This is a genomic window from Streptomyces sp. CA-278952, assembly GCF_028747205.1.
GTDB lineage: Bacteria > Actinomycetota > Actinomycetes > Streptomycetales > Streptomycetaceae > Streptomyces.
In genome coordinates this window covers 5,915,239-5,928,037 of sequence record NZ_CP112880.1, presented here as the reverse complement: position 1 = coordinate 5,928,037, position 12,799 = coordinate 5,915,239, and the positions used below count along the sequence as shown (strand labels likewise).

At 72.2% G+C, this 12,799-nt stretch carries 14 protein-coding genes and 1 tRNA gene; 6 read left to right on the top strand and 9 right to left on the bottom strand.

Features of this window, described 5'->3' with window-relative positions:
* Window positions 1-93 precede the first annotated feature (93 nt).
* Window positions 94-717, top strand: coding sequence for a histidine phosphatase family protein (locus tag N7925_RS26380; protein WP_274345361.1), 624 nt, complete (start codon window positions 94-96; stop codon window positions 715-717).
* 54 nt (window positions 718-771) lie between these two features.
* Here N7925_RS26380 and N7925_RS26375 read toward each other — a convergent pair whose 3' ends face one another.
* Genes N7925_RS26375 through N7925_RS26365 form a run of 3 tightly spaced genes read right to left on the bottom strand, consistent with a single transcriptional unit; the run spans window position 772 to window position 2,440 of the window.
* A complete protein-coding gene (locus tag N7925_RS26375; RefSeq protein ID WP_274345360.1) occupies window positions 772-1,473 on the bottom strand; it encodes an inositol monophosphatase family protein in 702 nt (233 codons plus the stop codon).
* 30 nt (window positions 1,474-1,503) lie between these two features.
* Window positions 1,504-1,716, bottom strand: a complete 213-nt coding sequence (locus tag N7925_RS26370; RefSeq protein WP_274345359.1) for a hypothetical protein — start codon at window positions 1,714-1,716, stop codon at window positions 1,504-1,506.
* 55 nt (window positions 1,717-1,771) lie between these two features.
* A complete protein-coding gene (locus N7925_RS26365) occupies window positions 1,772-2,440 on the bottom strand; it encodes a GNAT family N-acetyltransferase (protein ID WP_274345358.1) in 669 nt (222 codons plus the stop codon).
* 351 nt (window positions 2,441-2,791) lie between these two features.
* Here N7925_RS26365 and N7925_RS26360 point away from each other — a divergent pair, with 351 nt between their 5' ends.
* A complete protein-coding gene (locus N7925_RS26360) occupies window positions 2,792-3,259 on the top strand; it encodes a nuclear transport factor 2 family protein (protein WP_265601900.1) in 468 nt (155 codons plus the stop codon).
* 48 nt (window positions 3,260-3,307) lie between these two features.
* Window positions 3,308-3,595 carry a hypothetical protein gene (locus N7925_RS26355; RefSeq protein ID WP_274345357.1) on the top strand — a complete coding sequence of 96 codons (288 nt, stop codon included), beginning with the start codon at window positions 3,308-3,310 and terminating at the stop codon, window positions 3,593-3,595.
* Between the two features lie 441 nt (window positions 3,596-4,036).
* Here N7925_RS26355 and N7925_RS26350 read toward each other — a convergent pair whose 3' ends face one another.
* From N7925_RS26350 to N7925_RS26340, 3 genes are all read right to left on the bottom strand, one after another.
* Window positions 4,037-4,891, bottom strand: a complete 855-nt coding sequence (locus tag N7925_RS26350; RefSeq protein ID WP_443032244.1) for an HNH endonuclease — start codon at window positions 4,889-4,891, stop codon at window positions 4,037-4,039.
* Between the two features lie 33 nt (window positions 4,892-4,924).
* Window positions 4,925-5,344, bottom strand: coding sequence for a hypothetical protein (locus N7925_RS26345; RefSeq protein ID WP_274345356.1), 420 nt, complete (start codon window positions 5,342-5,344; stop codon window positions 4,925-4,927).
* 283 nt (window positions 5,345-5,627) lie between these two features.
* Window positions 5,628-5,699 (bottom strand) — tRNA-Val (locus tag N7925_RS26340).
* Between the two features lie 329 nt (window positions 5,700-6,028).
* Here N7925_RS26340 and N7925_RS26335 point away from each other — a divergent pair.
* The 3 genes from N7925_RS26335 (at window position 6,029) to N7925_RS26325 (ending at window position 8,612) form a co-directional block, all read left to right on the top strand.
* A complete protein-coding gene (locus N7925_RS26335) occupies window positions 6,029-6,829 on the top strand; it encodes a DUF4097 family beta strand repeat-containing protein (protein WP_265601896.1) in 801 nt (266 codons plus the stop codon).
* A gap of 71 nt (window positions 6,830-6,900) precedes the next feature.
* Window positions 6,901-8,346 carry a hypothetical protein gene (locus N7925_RS26330; protein WP_416222934.1) on the top strand — a complete coding sequence of 482 codons (1,446 nt, stop codon included), beginning with the start codon at window positions 6,901-6,903 and terminating at the stop codon, window positions 8,344-8,346.
* Between the two features lie 53 nt (window positions 8,347-8,399).
* Window positions 8,400-8,612, top strand: coding sequence for an FmdB family zinc ribbon protein (locus N7925_RS26325; RefSeq protein ID WP_274345355.1), 213 nt, complete (start codon window positions 8,400-8,402; stop codon window positions 8,610-8,612).
* A 42-nt stretch (window positions 8,613-8,654) separates the two neighbouring features.
* On the opposite strand, the gene N7925_RS26320 is transcribed toward N7925_RS26325, so the two are convergent.
* The 3 genes from N7925_RS26320 to N7925_RS26310 are packed head-to-tail and all read right to left on the bottom strand — an operon-like array spanning window position 8,655 to window position 12,792.
* A complete protein-coding gene (locus N7925_RS26320; RefSeq protein WP_265601893.1) occupies window positions 8,655-9,314 on the bottom strand; it encodes an O-methyltransferase in 660 nt (219 codons plus the stop codon).
* Between the two features lie 41 nt (window positions 9,315-9,355).
* On the bottom strand, window positions 9,356-10,249 hold the full coding sequence (locus tag N7925_RS26315) for an HAD family hydrolase (RefSeq protein ID WP_274345354.1): 894 nt from the start codon (window positions 10,247-10,249) through the stop codon (window positions 9,356-9,358).
* Entirely contained in the window at window positions 10,246-12,792 is a 2,547-nt protein-coding gene (locus N7925_RS26310) for a phosphoribosyltransferase (RefSeq protein WP_274345353.1), read from the bottom strand. Before N7925_RS26310 ends, N7925_RS26315 begins: the two co-directional genes overlap by 4 nt.
* Window positions 12,793-12,799 lie beyond the last annotated feature (7 nt).

Sequence of the window (12,799 nt, the reverse complement as noted above, 5' to 3'; positions counted from 1 at the left end):
CTTCCCCCGCTGACCTCGGCGGAACCGCCCGAGCGCGGTCCGTCGTCTCCGCAGGCGTTCGTATGATCATGAACCGCGACGGAGGAACCGCCCATGACGGCAACGGCTGCCCGCTACCTGTACCTCACCCGGCACGGTCAGGCCTCCGCCGATGAGAGCACGCTGACCGACGACGGCCGCCGTCAGGCCGCCCTGCTCGGGGAGCGGCTCCGCGAGGCCCCGATCACGGCGATCCACCACGGCCCGCTCCCGCGCGCCGAGCAGACGGCGCGGCTGGTCGGCGAGCGGCTGGCGGGAGTTCCTCTGCTGCGGTCCGAACCGGCCGGCGACTACCTCCCGTACCTGCCGCGACGGGAAGAGCTGCCGGCGGAGTCGGCCGACGCGACGCTCGCCCGGCTGGCCGGGTTCCCGGCGGCTGAGCGCGAGCAGGGGCCCGGGCTGGCCCGGCAGGCTCTCGCGCGGTTCACGGGAACGGTCGAGGGTGACGAGCCCCGCCACGAGCTCCTCGTGACCCACAACTTCCTGGTCGGCTGGCTCGTCCGGGCCGCCCTGGACGCCCCGGAGTGGCGCTGGCTGGGCATCAACCACGCCAACGCCGCGCTGACCGTCATCCGCTACGCGCCCGGCCGTCCCCCGGCCCTCCTCCTGTTCAACGACACCGGCCACCTGCCCGCCGAACTCCGCTGGACCGGCTTCCCGCCCGAGCTGCACGTCTGACGGGGACGCTGCGCGGCGGGCGCACCCCCGGCTCGGCCCAGGCGGTGCGGTGGCTCAGGCATCCCGCCCGCGGCCGCGGATCAACGCCATCAGCAGCCTGTGCGTTCCGGCGTCCGCGGCCACGACGAGGCCACGGCCCCCCGGCCCGACGGGAGCACCGTCGACCCCGGTGACGACGCAGCCGGCGGCCCGGCACAGGGCGATCCCGGCGGCGAAGTGCACGCTCCCGCTCAGGTCGCCGCCGTCGGTGACGTAGGCGGCCCTCCGACCGGCCGCGACCCAGGCCAGGGCGAGCGTCGTGGAGACGACGCGGGGGCGGAAGCGTTCGACGAACCCTGGGTGGGCGAGCAGGTCGACGGCCCGGAAGCCGGGCGCGCCGGGGAAGGGCGGATCGAGGTTCACGTCCACCAGCCGGGTGTCCGCCGTCGGCGCCAACCGCTCCTCGCCGACCGGCCGTCGACCCGCACCAGGGCCGGAGCCCTGGCCGCCCGCAGCACGCCGGACCGGGATGGCGGCCTGCCCGTCCCCGCACACGTACGCGTTGCCGTCCCCGTCCGCACGGTCGCCGCCGTCCGCTTCCCCGTGGGCACCGTAACGGACCCATGCGGTCTCGCCGTCGGTCAGGAAGACCTCGCCGCTGAACGGATCGGCCACCGCGGCCGGGCCGGCGCGCAGCGCCACGTTGACGGCGACCAGTTGGGATCCGGTGGCGTAGTTGAGCGTCCCGCACAAGGGGTCCACCAACCACTCGCGCACCGCGTCGACCGCGCCTCGTCGGCCGCCCTCCTAGCCGTGCACCGCGTCGCCGGGCCGGGCGGTACGGATGATGTCGAGGATCGCCTCCTCGGCCGCCACATCGACGTCGGTGGCGAAGTCTCCGGTGCCCTTGTCGATACGGGAGTGCCGCCGCCCGTACCGGGCACGCACGACCTCCGCCCCGGCCAGGGCCGCGACCGCCGCCACCTCGGTGTCCGTCGGGCTCGCGGGTGAGTCGATCATGTCGGGCAGCGTAGCGGGAGGCCGCGGCCGCCGTACGGGGAATGCGGCACAGCCCTCACGCTCCCCCGGCGTCCTGCCCCCGACCGCGGCCGAACAGCAACGCCTCCGAGCCGACCGGGCGGAATCCGGCGGCCTGGAACGCCCGGATGCTGCGCGCGTTGCCCGCGGCCTGCTGCGACCAGAGCGGTTCGCCCGGGGGTACGAGGTGCCGTGCGGCCGTGGCGAGGGCGCGGCCGAGGCCCCGGTGCCGGGCGTCCTCGTCCAGTTCGACGGCGACCTCCCACCGCCCCGCCACCCCGCGCCCGAGCACCAGCACTCCGCCGTCGACCTCCCACATCCGCACCCCGTCCCGGCGCCGACGGGCACTCATCACCCGCGGGTGTACGGGATCGGTGACCTCCCGCAGGTCCAGCGCGGGTTCACCGGGCAGCGAGGCCGCCACGGTCAGGAGGTCGATCGTGTCGGTGACCCGCCCGGTGCGCTCCAGGAAGGCCGTCAGGAAGCGGGGGTGCATCGTGGCGGCCAGCGCATCGCATTCCAGGGCGGCCAGCGTCGCGTGGACCCACTCGGGGTCCTCATCGGTGAACACGACGGAGTGCGCGGTGAAGGCGATCACCCCCGTGTCGCGGCCACTCGGCGCGGCGACCACGACCGTCCTCCCGTCGGTCTCCGGAAACCGCCCGTGCGCCGCCCCGTCCAGGATCTCGGTCAGCGTCCGCCCCATGAACTGCTCCCTCGTACAACGTCGTTCGTTCGAACCGTCGTATCGCCACAGCCTGCGTCACCGCAGGTCACCACCTTGGGGCCGCGCAGGGCCGCACGGGGCCGCACGGACGACGAAACGTTCATCCGCGGCTCCTCGCGGCGCACCGGCCCAGGGTAGGCCGGTCCGTCGAACGGCAGACGTCCAGCTGCCCCCGTACACGCGCCCAAGGAGGAGTCCCGACGCTGCCGCCCCCTCATCGCTTCCGGCATTACCTTCGGCGTAATCGACCGCGTCCGCCCGCCTGGGCAGGATCGGACCCATCGACGGGACGCCCTGACAGGCCCCGGCCCCCGCAGCGAGGAGACCCCCATGTCCGTCACGTCCCCCACTCCCACGGCAAGCCCGGCCGGCCCGGCGCCCTCCTCCGCCGATACGACCCGGGCCGTGGTCCAGGAGTTCCTCGCCGCCCGGCTGGCCGGAGACACCGCCCGGCTCACGGCGCTCTTCGCCGACGAGGTCGACTGGCTGCTCGCCGAGAACCCGACCGTGCCGTGGATCCGCCCCCGGTACACGGCCGCCGAATGCGCTTCCCAGTTCACGGAGTTGATGGAACACACCGTCCCCGAGGACGCACGCGCCTCCGTCGACGCCTTCCTCGTCGACGGCACGGACGCCGTCCTGACGGGGCACCTGTCGGGGACCGTGCGGGCGACGGGCAGATCCTTCGAGGGACCGTTCGCGCTGCGCCTCACCGTGGAGAACGGCCGGATCACCAGGCACCACCTCTACGAGAACAGCCTGTCGATCGCGGAGGCGGTGAGTGACCGCGCCCGGTGACGGGACATACGATGGTTCACCGTTCGACACGCATGAGGTTGGAGAGCCGTGGATCTGGCGGAGTCCCTCGACCGTGCCGTGGCCGCCCTGAAGGCTCCGCTGAAGCGCATTGACCGTGAGCAGGGCTGGACTGACGACCTGCGGCGGGAGATCCAGGCAGAGATCTCGATCAACCGCTCGGCACTGCGGCGTCACGGGCACGGGACAGTCCGGTATCTGCGACCCCGACTCGATGAGTGGCTGGCGCGCGAGGCCGTACGGCCGGGACGCCTCCGCGATGTGGTCATGGAAGTACAGAGGCTCATCACCGAGGCGCGCGATACCGCTGGTCAATGATGACGATCTTGAGAACCGTCGTCGCGGCGATGCCCCCGCGACCGGGAAGAAGTAGATGCCGACGTTCCCCGCCCATGGGTGGTGGTACGGCCCTTCGCGCTGGTGAGCACGGACGGTCTCGAACCGTCGGCATCTGCTTTGTAAGTTCGGCCGGAGGTGGTTGAGCACCCTGGCGGACTCGGCCGCGGCGGCCGTCCAGGGTTCTCCGGGGCTGCCGTTGCGCGCCGACGCTGCTGTCAGTTCACGGGCTCGGCACCTGCTCGTCGGCTGCCCTGCGCGGTCGTGTCAATGCTGTCGCGGCGCGCCTGTCGTCAGCGTGATTCTGCTCTATCGAGGCTCGCAGCTCCCCAGGGGTCGGCCATGGCGCACGCCGGTGAATCATGCGGTGACAGTTGGCGCAGGAGGGCGAGATCGCTGAGCTTGGTCCTGCCTTCGCCGGCTTCATGGAGAGGAACGACGTGGTGGCACTCGATGTAGCCTCTCCACGGTCGCCGTAGACCCGTTCAAAGTCGAATCCACACGCCTCGCACTCAAGTTGACGCCCCTGGCGCTGCAAGTATCGATCTTCTTCTTGCGCAGACCTTTGTTCCGCTCGCGACTGCGGTGGCGGCGCAGCAGCAACCGGCCTTCGGGGGCGCTGAACTCGTCTTCCTCCTCCGCCTCCAGGGACAGGTCCTGAAACGCACCCGCGGTAAGGCCGAGCCGGATCCGCTGGGCCACCTCCGCCATCTCGGCCGGCCTGGCAAGGAAATCGTTCATGACTTGGGCATCCAGCATGTTGCCGTTCGTGGGTTTCCCTCGGTAGTCCGGGTGCTGGCACGTGATGTCAACCGTTTTGCGGGCCACGCCGTTGGGATTCCGGAATAGCTCATTGCGTAGTTCTTCAGGATGGATCGGCATGGTCTGTAGAAGTGCAGACAGCTCGACCACACGTGGGTCGTCGAACTCCAGCCGCTTCCACCCGTTAGCCATCGCCAGGTCACAGGCCAGAATGATCTCGTCACGAGTCCAGTCGGGACTGCGAGACGAGCGGATGACGAACCCGAGTCTGGCGAGCCACCTGGCCGCGTGCGACCTTCCCCCGCTCAACTCTTCCGGCCTGAGCACTCGGCCCTGATCAAACTTGTGGGCCACGCCTGCGATGGCCTTGGAGTCGTATGTCTGCTTCTCCTGCACGAGGAGGTACCCGGTCGCCGGCTTGTATCCGTACTTGGATAAAAATCCTTCGCGGCCCAAGTCGTCGTACTCGGCTACGGCCTTGAGGACACCATCCCGGCTGATCGCACCTTTACGCATGGCGGAATCGTACGTGCGGCCAGAGGGGGTGCTTCAGATACGGATGCTCAGCCGCAGGTTGAGCAGATGGCGTAGACGAGCAGAGGCACCGCGAAGGGTTCCGAGCTTCCTCACCTCATCCACCTCAAGCTCCAGCCGGTCCGCGAGAGCCAGCACGGCGGCGTAGGGCCGCTCGCCCTCATCGAGCTTCGCTGCAACGGCTTCGAGAACAGCGCGAAGAACGACAGGGTTCGCACCGGGATGGCCCGCGAGCAGGCGAAGAAGCTTGTTGTCGTTCCAGGCGCTGTCGCGGGCCGCGCTCAGTTCCTGGAGGGCTTCGGGCGGCGTGTGGGGATTGGTGGCCAGGGCATGCCAAACAAAAGGGTACGGGCATGTCGCGAGACGCTGCAGGGCCAAACTGTCTCTCTCGGCACGTGCCCGTGCGAGGTAGTCGGCAGGCGTGGGCACGAGCATGGCCTCTCAGGATGATCGAAGCCGCCATCCTGCCACTGGACCTTCGTCGCAGCGCCACAGGTGTTCGGACGGCGCGTATCAGACGCGTGTGGGGAGTCACGCCTGACCCGTCCGTGCCCTGCAATCCATGTGCCGAGGCCACGGAGTCCATCCCTCGGACGGGTGACGAATTCGACGTCTCCGGTGGGGATGTGGCATCCACGTGGCATCGATCATGGAAACGGCCCCCCGGTCCGTGTGGACCGAGGGGCCGATACAGGCTCTCACCTGCTGATTACCGCTGTGGGCGCGGACGGTTTCGAACCGCCGACATCTGCTTTGTAAGAGCAGCGCTCTACCCCTGAGCTACGCACCCGTGGATGAGGCAACAGCGTACATGGACCGGCGCCCCTGCTCATAAACCGGTCGGGACGGGACCGGGCCGCCTCCACCGGGGCCGGTGCCACGGTCGGTGCCGGGGCCGGGCCCACGGTCGGTGCCAGGTCCGGGCCCACGGTCGGTGCCAGGTCCGGGGCCGGGTCCCGGGCCGGTGGCGGTGCGGAGGCCGGTGCGGGGGATAACCCCACCAAGAGACGGTAGCCGTCCGGATCCCGTCGGGGGGCGTCGGTGCATACGGTTTGAGTGCACCGGCAGCGACGCCCGGTGCGGCACCGTCCGGCAGCACGCACTGGGGGAACGATCACCGTGGACAACTTCAAGAGCGCAGCGACCCGCACGCTCCGTGGAGCGCCGGGGCGGGCCCTCGCTCTGGGGAGTGGGGTCACCTTGCTGGTCCTGGCTCTCACCGGGTGCGGGAGCACGGACGTCGACGGCGCTCCCGTGGAGCGCAAGACGTTCGCGCTGGAGGGGAAGACGTTGACCATCGACTCCGAGAACGCGACCGTGGACCTCGTGCCCGCCGACGTGGAGCAGGTCGAGGTGGAGCGGCAGGTCGACGGGTGGGTGGTGCTGGGCAGCGGGCCCGATCCCGTCTGGAGCATGGAGGGCGACACCCTCACGCTCCGCGTGAAGTGTGACGCGCTGATCAACAACTGCGAGGCCCGGCACCGGGTGAAGGTGCCGCGCGGGGTCGCGGTGACGGCCTCGTCGGACAACGGGACGATCAGCGCCACCGGCTTCGACCGCGCGCTGGACCTCTCGTCGGACAACGGGGAGATCAACGTCCGGGACGCGAGCGGGGCGCTGAAGCTGAAGAGCGACAACGGGGAGGTGCGGGCGGACCGGATATCTGCCTCCTCCGTGGTCGCCCGCGCCGACAACGGGGAGATCCGGTTGGGCTTCAGCTCCGTTCCCGACCTCGTGGACACCGTGAGCGACAACGGGGGCATCACCATCGACCTGCCGGCGGGCGGCCAGAGGTACGCGGTGAACGCTTCCGCCGACAACGGGGACGTCTCGATCGGGGTGCCGCGCGGCGACGACAGCGCCCATGTGGTGAAGGCGCGCAGCGACAACGGCCAAGTCACCGTGCGAAGCGCGAACTAACCGACCCGTGTGTTCGTCCTTACCAGGTGGGAGAATGTACCGGGCAGGGCGAATCGGCACGGGAGAGGGATGTGACGGCGACACACGCGCGGCCGGAGGCAGGAGCGGGTGGGAGTTCCGCCGTCCACAGTGGTCAGGGCCTGCCGGGGCAGCACGCCCCCGGGAGGTCGCGGAGGCCGCGCGCGCGGAGCCGTTCCGGCGGCCGGGACGTCCTGGCGCTGATGCTCCTGCCCGTGCCCCTCGTGCTCGCCGCGCTGCCCGCCGCCTTCGCCGGTGGCGGTACGCGCCGGTGGTTCGGCGGGCGCGGGGAGAACGAGCGGGCCGAGGCGCAGGCCGCGAAGGACGCCGCCGCCGAGGCGTTCTACGAGCTGGACAGCGCCCAGCGTGATCTCAGGATCTCCATCGAGACGATCAACGCCGTGGACAGCTCCTCCCGCGGCCGCCAGGCATCCGAGGACTTCGCCGCGCTGGGCCGGCGCATCGACGAGGTCAGTCACACCTACATCACCGCCGTCGACAGTCATGACCTGGACCGGGACGATCTGGAGCCCGCCGTCGCCTCTCGGGCCCGCACCGAGCTGTCCCGGGCCAAGGACGACCTCGTGCGGGTCAAGGGCGAGCTGGATCGTTTCACCCAGGGGCTCGGGCCCCTGCTGGGCAGCGCGGAGACGCAGCTCGCCCGGCTCGCCCCCGCTGTCGAGCGGGCCCGGCAGGCGCTCCTGGGAGCGAGCAACGCCCTCGACGGGGCCCGGGCCGCGGGACTACGGGCCGATGAGCTGGCCGCCCGGCTCGCCGCGCTCGCCCCGGAGCTGACCAAGCTGAACCAGGGCGCGGGAGCGCACGGCGTCGCGGAGACCCTCCAGCGGGCCGACGCGGTGCTGCGCGATGCCGAGGCCGTGCGCATCGAGGCGGAGCGGCTGCCCGAGCGGGCGGCCGAGATCGACCGCAGGCTCGTCTCGCTGCGGACCCGCGCCCAGGCCCTGACGACACGGGCGGGCTCGGTGGAGCCGGTGCTCAGCGAGTTGCGGCGGCGTTTCTCGGCCGCCTGCTGGCAGGACCTCCAGCCCGTTCCGGAGCAGGCCGCCGTCAACGTCCGGCAGGCCGAGGACAAGCTCGCGGAGGCGGCGAAGGCGCGCGACGAGCAGCGCTGGGCGGACGCCACGTCCCGGCTGTCCACGGTCCGCGCCCTCCTCAACGCCACGGACGAGGCGGTCTCCGCCGCCGGGGACCGGTTGCGGCAGCTGAACGCCGTGGCGAAGGACCCGCAGCAGGAGATCGAGCGGACCCGGTTCGCGGTGCGGGACGCCCAGCGCCTCGCCATGGCCGGCCGGCACACGCCCGACCCGCGGCACGCGCGGCCCCTGGACGACTCCGTGGCCCGGCTGGAACGCGCCATCGCCGGTCTGGAGGGGCGCCACCCCGACTACTGGCACTTCCTGACCGAGACCGAGGCCGTGCGGCAGACCGCCGCCCGGGTGGTCTCCGATATCCGCGAGGAACGCGGCACCGGCGCCTGAGGCGACCGCCGGGGGACGTAGCCCCCCGGCCACGATGGCTCTAGCCTGAGCCCATGCCTCGCTATGAATTCCGCTGCCGCACCTGCGGAGACACCTTCGAAGTCAGCCGTCCCATGGCTCGGTCCTCGGACCCCGCCTCCTGCCCCGCAGGCCACGACGACACCGTCAAGCTGCTCTCCACCGTGGCGGTGGGCGGTGCAGCCGGCTCCGCTCCCGCGCCGTCCGGCGGCGGTGGGGGCTGCTGCGGGGGCGGGTGCTGCGGCTGAACCCGGCCGGACGCCCCCGGGGCCCCCGCGACGGCCGGGGGCCTACTTCTTGCGGGACAGCGTCAGGCCGTCCGAGACGGTCAGCAGGACGCTGTCCATCCGGTCGTCGGCGCTCACGTGGTCGTTGAACTCCTTGATCGCCGCCGTCGGACCGGTCGCCCCCGGGTCCGTGACCCCACCGTGGAAGAGCACGTTGTCCGTGGCGATGACCCCGCCGGGCCGCATCCGGTCCACCAGCTCCTCCCAGTACGCGATGTAGCCGCCCTTGTCCGCGTCCAGGTAGGCGAAGTCGATGTGCGGCTCGGCGGGCATCGCGCGCAGGGTGTCCAGGGCCGGGGCGATGCGCAGGTCGATCCGGTCCGCGACGCCCGCCTTCGCCCAGGCCTCACGGGCGTACGCCGTCCACTCCTCCGAGATGTCGCAGGCGATCAGCGTGCCGTCGGCGGGCAGCGCCTGGGCCATCGCCAGGGCGCTGAAGCCGGTGAACGTGCCGACCTCCACCACGTGCCGGGCGCCGACCAGCCGGACGAGGAAGGCGAGCAGGGGTGCCTGTTCCTCGGCCGACTGCATGCCCGCGTGGTCGGGGAACCGTGCGTACGTGGTGTCGACCAGTTCTCGCTGGACCGGGTCCAGCGGCGGGTTGTGGGCCAGCATGTACGTGTACAGCTCGTCGGTGATCGTGGTGTCGTTGCCCTTGGTCATGCCCCCACCCTCGCGCAACGCGCGCCCGCCCGCAGGGGAACTCAGGCAGCCGCGGCCGCCAGGAACCGGCGCAGGATCTCCTCGCCCGCCGCCCCTCCCCGCTCCTCCAGGGCGACCACGTGCGGGGCCCGCCAGCCCTCGTCGGCCAGTTCGCCGTGGCCGGGGCGCCAGCCGAGGTCGGCGGCGAGCAGCAGGTCCGCGTCGAGGAGGGAGTCACCGGCGGCGAGCGTGCGCGTGGCGCCGGTGCGGCGGGCGACCTCGTGCATGGCGGCGCTCTTGGTGAGCGGTGCCGGAACCGCGTAGATCTTGCGGCCCTGGAGGGAGACCGTCCAGCCGAGCGGCCCGGCCCAGGCGGCCAGTTCCTTCACCCATTCCTCGGGCAGCAGGGAGCGTTCGACGACGAGGTAGGCGAAGAGGTTCTCGGCGACCCGTTCCTTGAGGAGCCAGGCCGGGTCTGCGGTGGTGGCGAGGTGGGCGCGGATCTCGGTGAGCGGGGCGCACTCCTCCGCGATACGGGCCTCCACCCGCTGCCGCCAGTCGAGGTCGGAGACGCCGTCGACCAGGATGTGGCCGCCGTTGGCGCAGATCGCGTACCGGGGGGCGGGGCCGGGGAGGTGGATGCGCCCGTACTGCTCGCGGGTGCGGGTGGTCGTCGGGACGAAGACGGTGGAGGTCGCCACCTCGGTGAGGAGGGCGGCGGCCGTCTCGGTCAGGTACGAGAGGGGCTTGTGGCCGTAGACCTCCACGCACAGCAACCGGGGGGCCTCCGCGTCCGGCATCGACAGGTCGAGCGAGGCCGCCGAGTAGATCAGCGTGCGGTCGAGGTCGCTCGCCACCAGGGTGACCGGTGAAGCAGCCGCCGGGGTGGCCGGTGAAGCCGCCACCAGGGTGGCCGGTGAAGCCGCCGCCGGGGTGGCCGGTGAAGTCGCGCTCATGCGCCCTGCACCGCCTTGCCGTCCGCGCCCGTCGCGCCGCGCGTGAACCGGGGGTGGATCAGACCGACACAGCTGTACGGGAGGTCGTCGACCTCCTCGACCGGGACGCCGCGCTGTTCGGCGAGGAGCCGGATGTGCTCCAGGTCCGCGCCGGCGCCGCGCTTCGCGAGGATCTTCCAGGGGACCCGGCGGAGCAGGACCCGGGTGGTCTCGCCGACGCCCGGCTTGACCAGGTTGACGTCGTGGATGCCGTACTCCTCGCTGATCCGCTCGACGGCCGCCCAGCCCTCCCAGGTCGGGGCGCGGTCGGCGGCGAGGAGCTCCTTGACCTCGGCCTCGACCTGGCCCGCCACCTCGTCGAAGCGGGCGGCGATCGTGTCGAGGAAGAGTCCCGAGACGTCGGAGTCCGCCAGCTCCCGGTAGAACTTCCCGCCGTGGAAGTCGTCGGGGCCGACCAGGTCGGCGCGGAGCACCGTACGGGAAATGAGGCCCGATACCGTGGAGTTGAGGCAGGCCGAGGGGATGAGGAAGTCCTCACGGGTGCCGTACGTCCGCACGCAGCCGCCCGGGTCGGCGAGCACCGAGATCTCCGGGTCGAAGCCGGCGGGTCCGCCCGCGGTCTCGAACTCGGTGATGGCCGCGGCCAGTTCGCGGGTGATCGCGCCCTTCCCGGTCCAGCCGTCGACGAACACCACGTCGGCCGGGTCGTGATGGGCGGCCAGCCAGCGCAGGGCGGTGGCGTCGATGCCGCGGCCCCGGACGATGGAGATGGCGTAGTGCGGCAGGTCCAGGCCGTGCCGGTGCTGGGCCCAGCGGCGCATCAGCACGCCGACCGGGGTTCCGGCGCGGGCGAGCGAGACGAGCACGGGGCGGGGGCCTCGTTCGGCGAGGACCGTCTCGGTGACGGTGCCGACCGCGCGGGCGATGCGCGCGGCGGAGGTCTCCAGGGCGGCGGTGAACAGGGCCTGGTAGGCGGCGCTCGGCTGGTACTCGACGGGCAGCGACTCCGCGTAGTGCGCGCCGCCGCTCTGGATGGCCTCCTCGCGCTCCTCGGTGGGTGCTTCCAGCTCGGTGTCCGAGAGGTCCTGGAGCAGCCAGCCGACGTCCTCGGGCGCGTAGCTGGAGAAGTCGGGGCCTCGGAGGGGCTCGGGCAGCACGGCGGGCTCCTGCCGGTGGAGAACGGGGGCGGGGGTGTACGAGGGGACGACCGCGAGGAGTACGTGGCCGGTGTGCTCGGCGAGCCGGGCCAACAGCCCGTCGGGGGCGTGCAGTTCGGGGGTGTCGGCGATGGAGTCGACGACGGCGACCACGGCGTCGAAGCCGGCGCCCGCCACGTTGTACGCGTACCGGTCGGCGGGGCCGTCCGCCGGGTCGTCGTGGGCCGGGAAGACGAGGCGGGTGCGTATCGCGTAGCCGGGGTCGTCGACGGCCAGGACGGGTGAGCGGGTGGTGGTGGAGTAGCGGACCTCGGCCTCCGTTCCCAGCGCCGCTTCCAGGGCGGTGCCGAGGCGCAGCGGGGCGTACATCAGCTCCTCGAAGCCGAGCACCAGGACCCGGCGGGGGCGGGGGCCGGTGCGGTCGTCCAGTGCGGCCGCGATCCGGTCCGCCATGCCCGGGAGCGCCGCTTCCAGCGCCGCCCGGTGGGCGGGGGTGAAGCCGTGCCGTCCTCCGTCGGGCACAGCGGTAGGCCAGTCGAGGTCGACGCGGGTGACGGGGGCGGTGTCCGCATGCTCGGCGGCCCCCTCGGGGCCCTCCGCCCGCCCGGCCGTCGCGGCCCGGTCCGCCTGTTCCGCTTCCTGGGCCGCGACCAGGGCCTGGCCGCGTTCCAGAACGCCGTCCGGCAGGGCCACCGTGCCGGCGCTGCGCGTCACCAGGTCGACGCGGGCGCCGATCTCGGCGGCGAAGGCGGTCAGCCGGTCGCGGTCGCCGGCCGAGCGCATGTCGACCAGGGCGACGATGACGTACCGCTCGCGCGGGTGCAGAGCGTGCAGCGCGCGGATGGTGTTCAGGACCGTGTTGCCCGTGGAGAACTCGTCGTCGACCAGCACCAGCACGGAGGCGTCGGCCCCCCTCCCGCCGCTCGCCAGCAAGTCGCGGTCCTCCGGCAGCAGCAGGTGCGAGGTGGCGTGCGAGTGGGCCTCCTCGAAGCCGCCCGCCTGCTCCACGCCCGCCACCGGTCGGCGGGTGGAGTGCAGGTACGGGGCGTCCCGCAGGCCGTCCGCGACGGCGTGGCCGAGGCCGGTGGCCGTCTCCGCGTACCCGAGGACCACCGCGCGGCGGGCCTCATCGGCGCCGAGGAGCGCCCGCACCCGTTCACCCAGCTCGAACCCGGCACCGTGGACGACCGAGGGCCGCTGGGGCACGTGCTTGCCCAGCACGTTGGACACCAGCAGATGCGCCCGCTTGGGGTTGCGGCGCAGGGCCAGGCCCAGCAGTTCCCGGAGCTCTCCGTCGCCTTCGAGGGCGACTCCCAGTCGCTCCGCCACCCAGTTGCCCGACCACACCACGTCCACGGTCTCTTCTCTCGTCGCGCGCTCGCTCATCGACGCG

Excerpts from the sequence above, each read along its gene's own strand:
- N7925_RS26380 (WP_274345361.1), top strand. The coding sequence starts at position 94 with ATGACGGCAACGGCTGCCCGCTACCTGTACCTCACCCGGCACGGTCAG.
- N7925_RS26370 (WP_274345359.1), bottom strand. The coding sequence starts at position 1,716 with ATGATCGACTCACCCGCGAGCCCGACGGACACCGAGGTGGCGGCGGTC.
- N7925_RS26365 (WP_274345358.1), bottom strand. The coding sequence starts at position 2,440 with ATGGGGCGGACGCTGACCGAGATCCTGGACGGGGCGGCGCACGGGCGG.
- N7925_RS26360 (WP_265601900.1), top strand. The coding sequence starts at position 2,792 with ATGTCCGTCACGTCCCCCACTCCCACGGCAAGCCCGGCCGGCCCGGCG.
- N7925_RS26350 (WP_443032244.1), bottom strand. The coding sequence starts at position 4,891 with ATGCGTAAAGGTGCGATCAGCCGGGATGGTGTCCTCAAGGCCGTAGCC.
- N7925_RS26345 (WP_274345356.1), bottom strand. The coding sequence starts at position 5,344 with ATGCTCGTGCCCACGCCTGCCGACTACCTCGCACGGGCACGTGCCGAG.
- N7925_RS26325 (WP_274345355.1), top strand. The coding sequence starts at position 8,400 with ATGCCTCGCTATGAATTCCGCTGCCGCACCTGCGGAGACACCTTCGAA.
- N7925_RS26320 (WP_265601893.1), bottom strand. The coding sequence starts at position 9,314 with ATGACCAAGGGCAACGACACCACGATCACCGACGAGCTGTACACGTAC.
- N7925_RS26315 (WP_274345354.1), bottom strand. The coding sequence starts at position 10,249 with ATGAGCGCGACTTCACCGGCCACCCCGGCGGCGGCTTCACCGGCCACC.
- N7925_RS26310 (WP_274345353.1), bottom strand. The coding sequence starts at position 12,792 with ATGAGCGAGCGCGCGACGAGAGAAGAGACCGTGGACGTGGTGTGGTCG.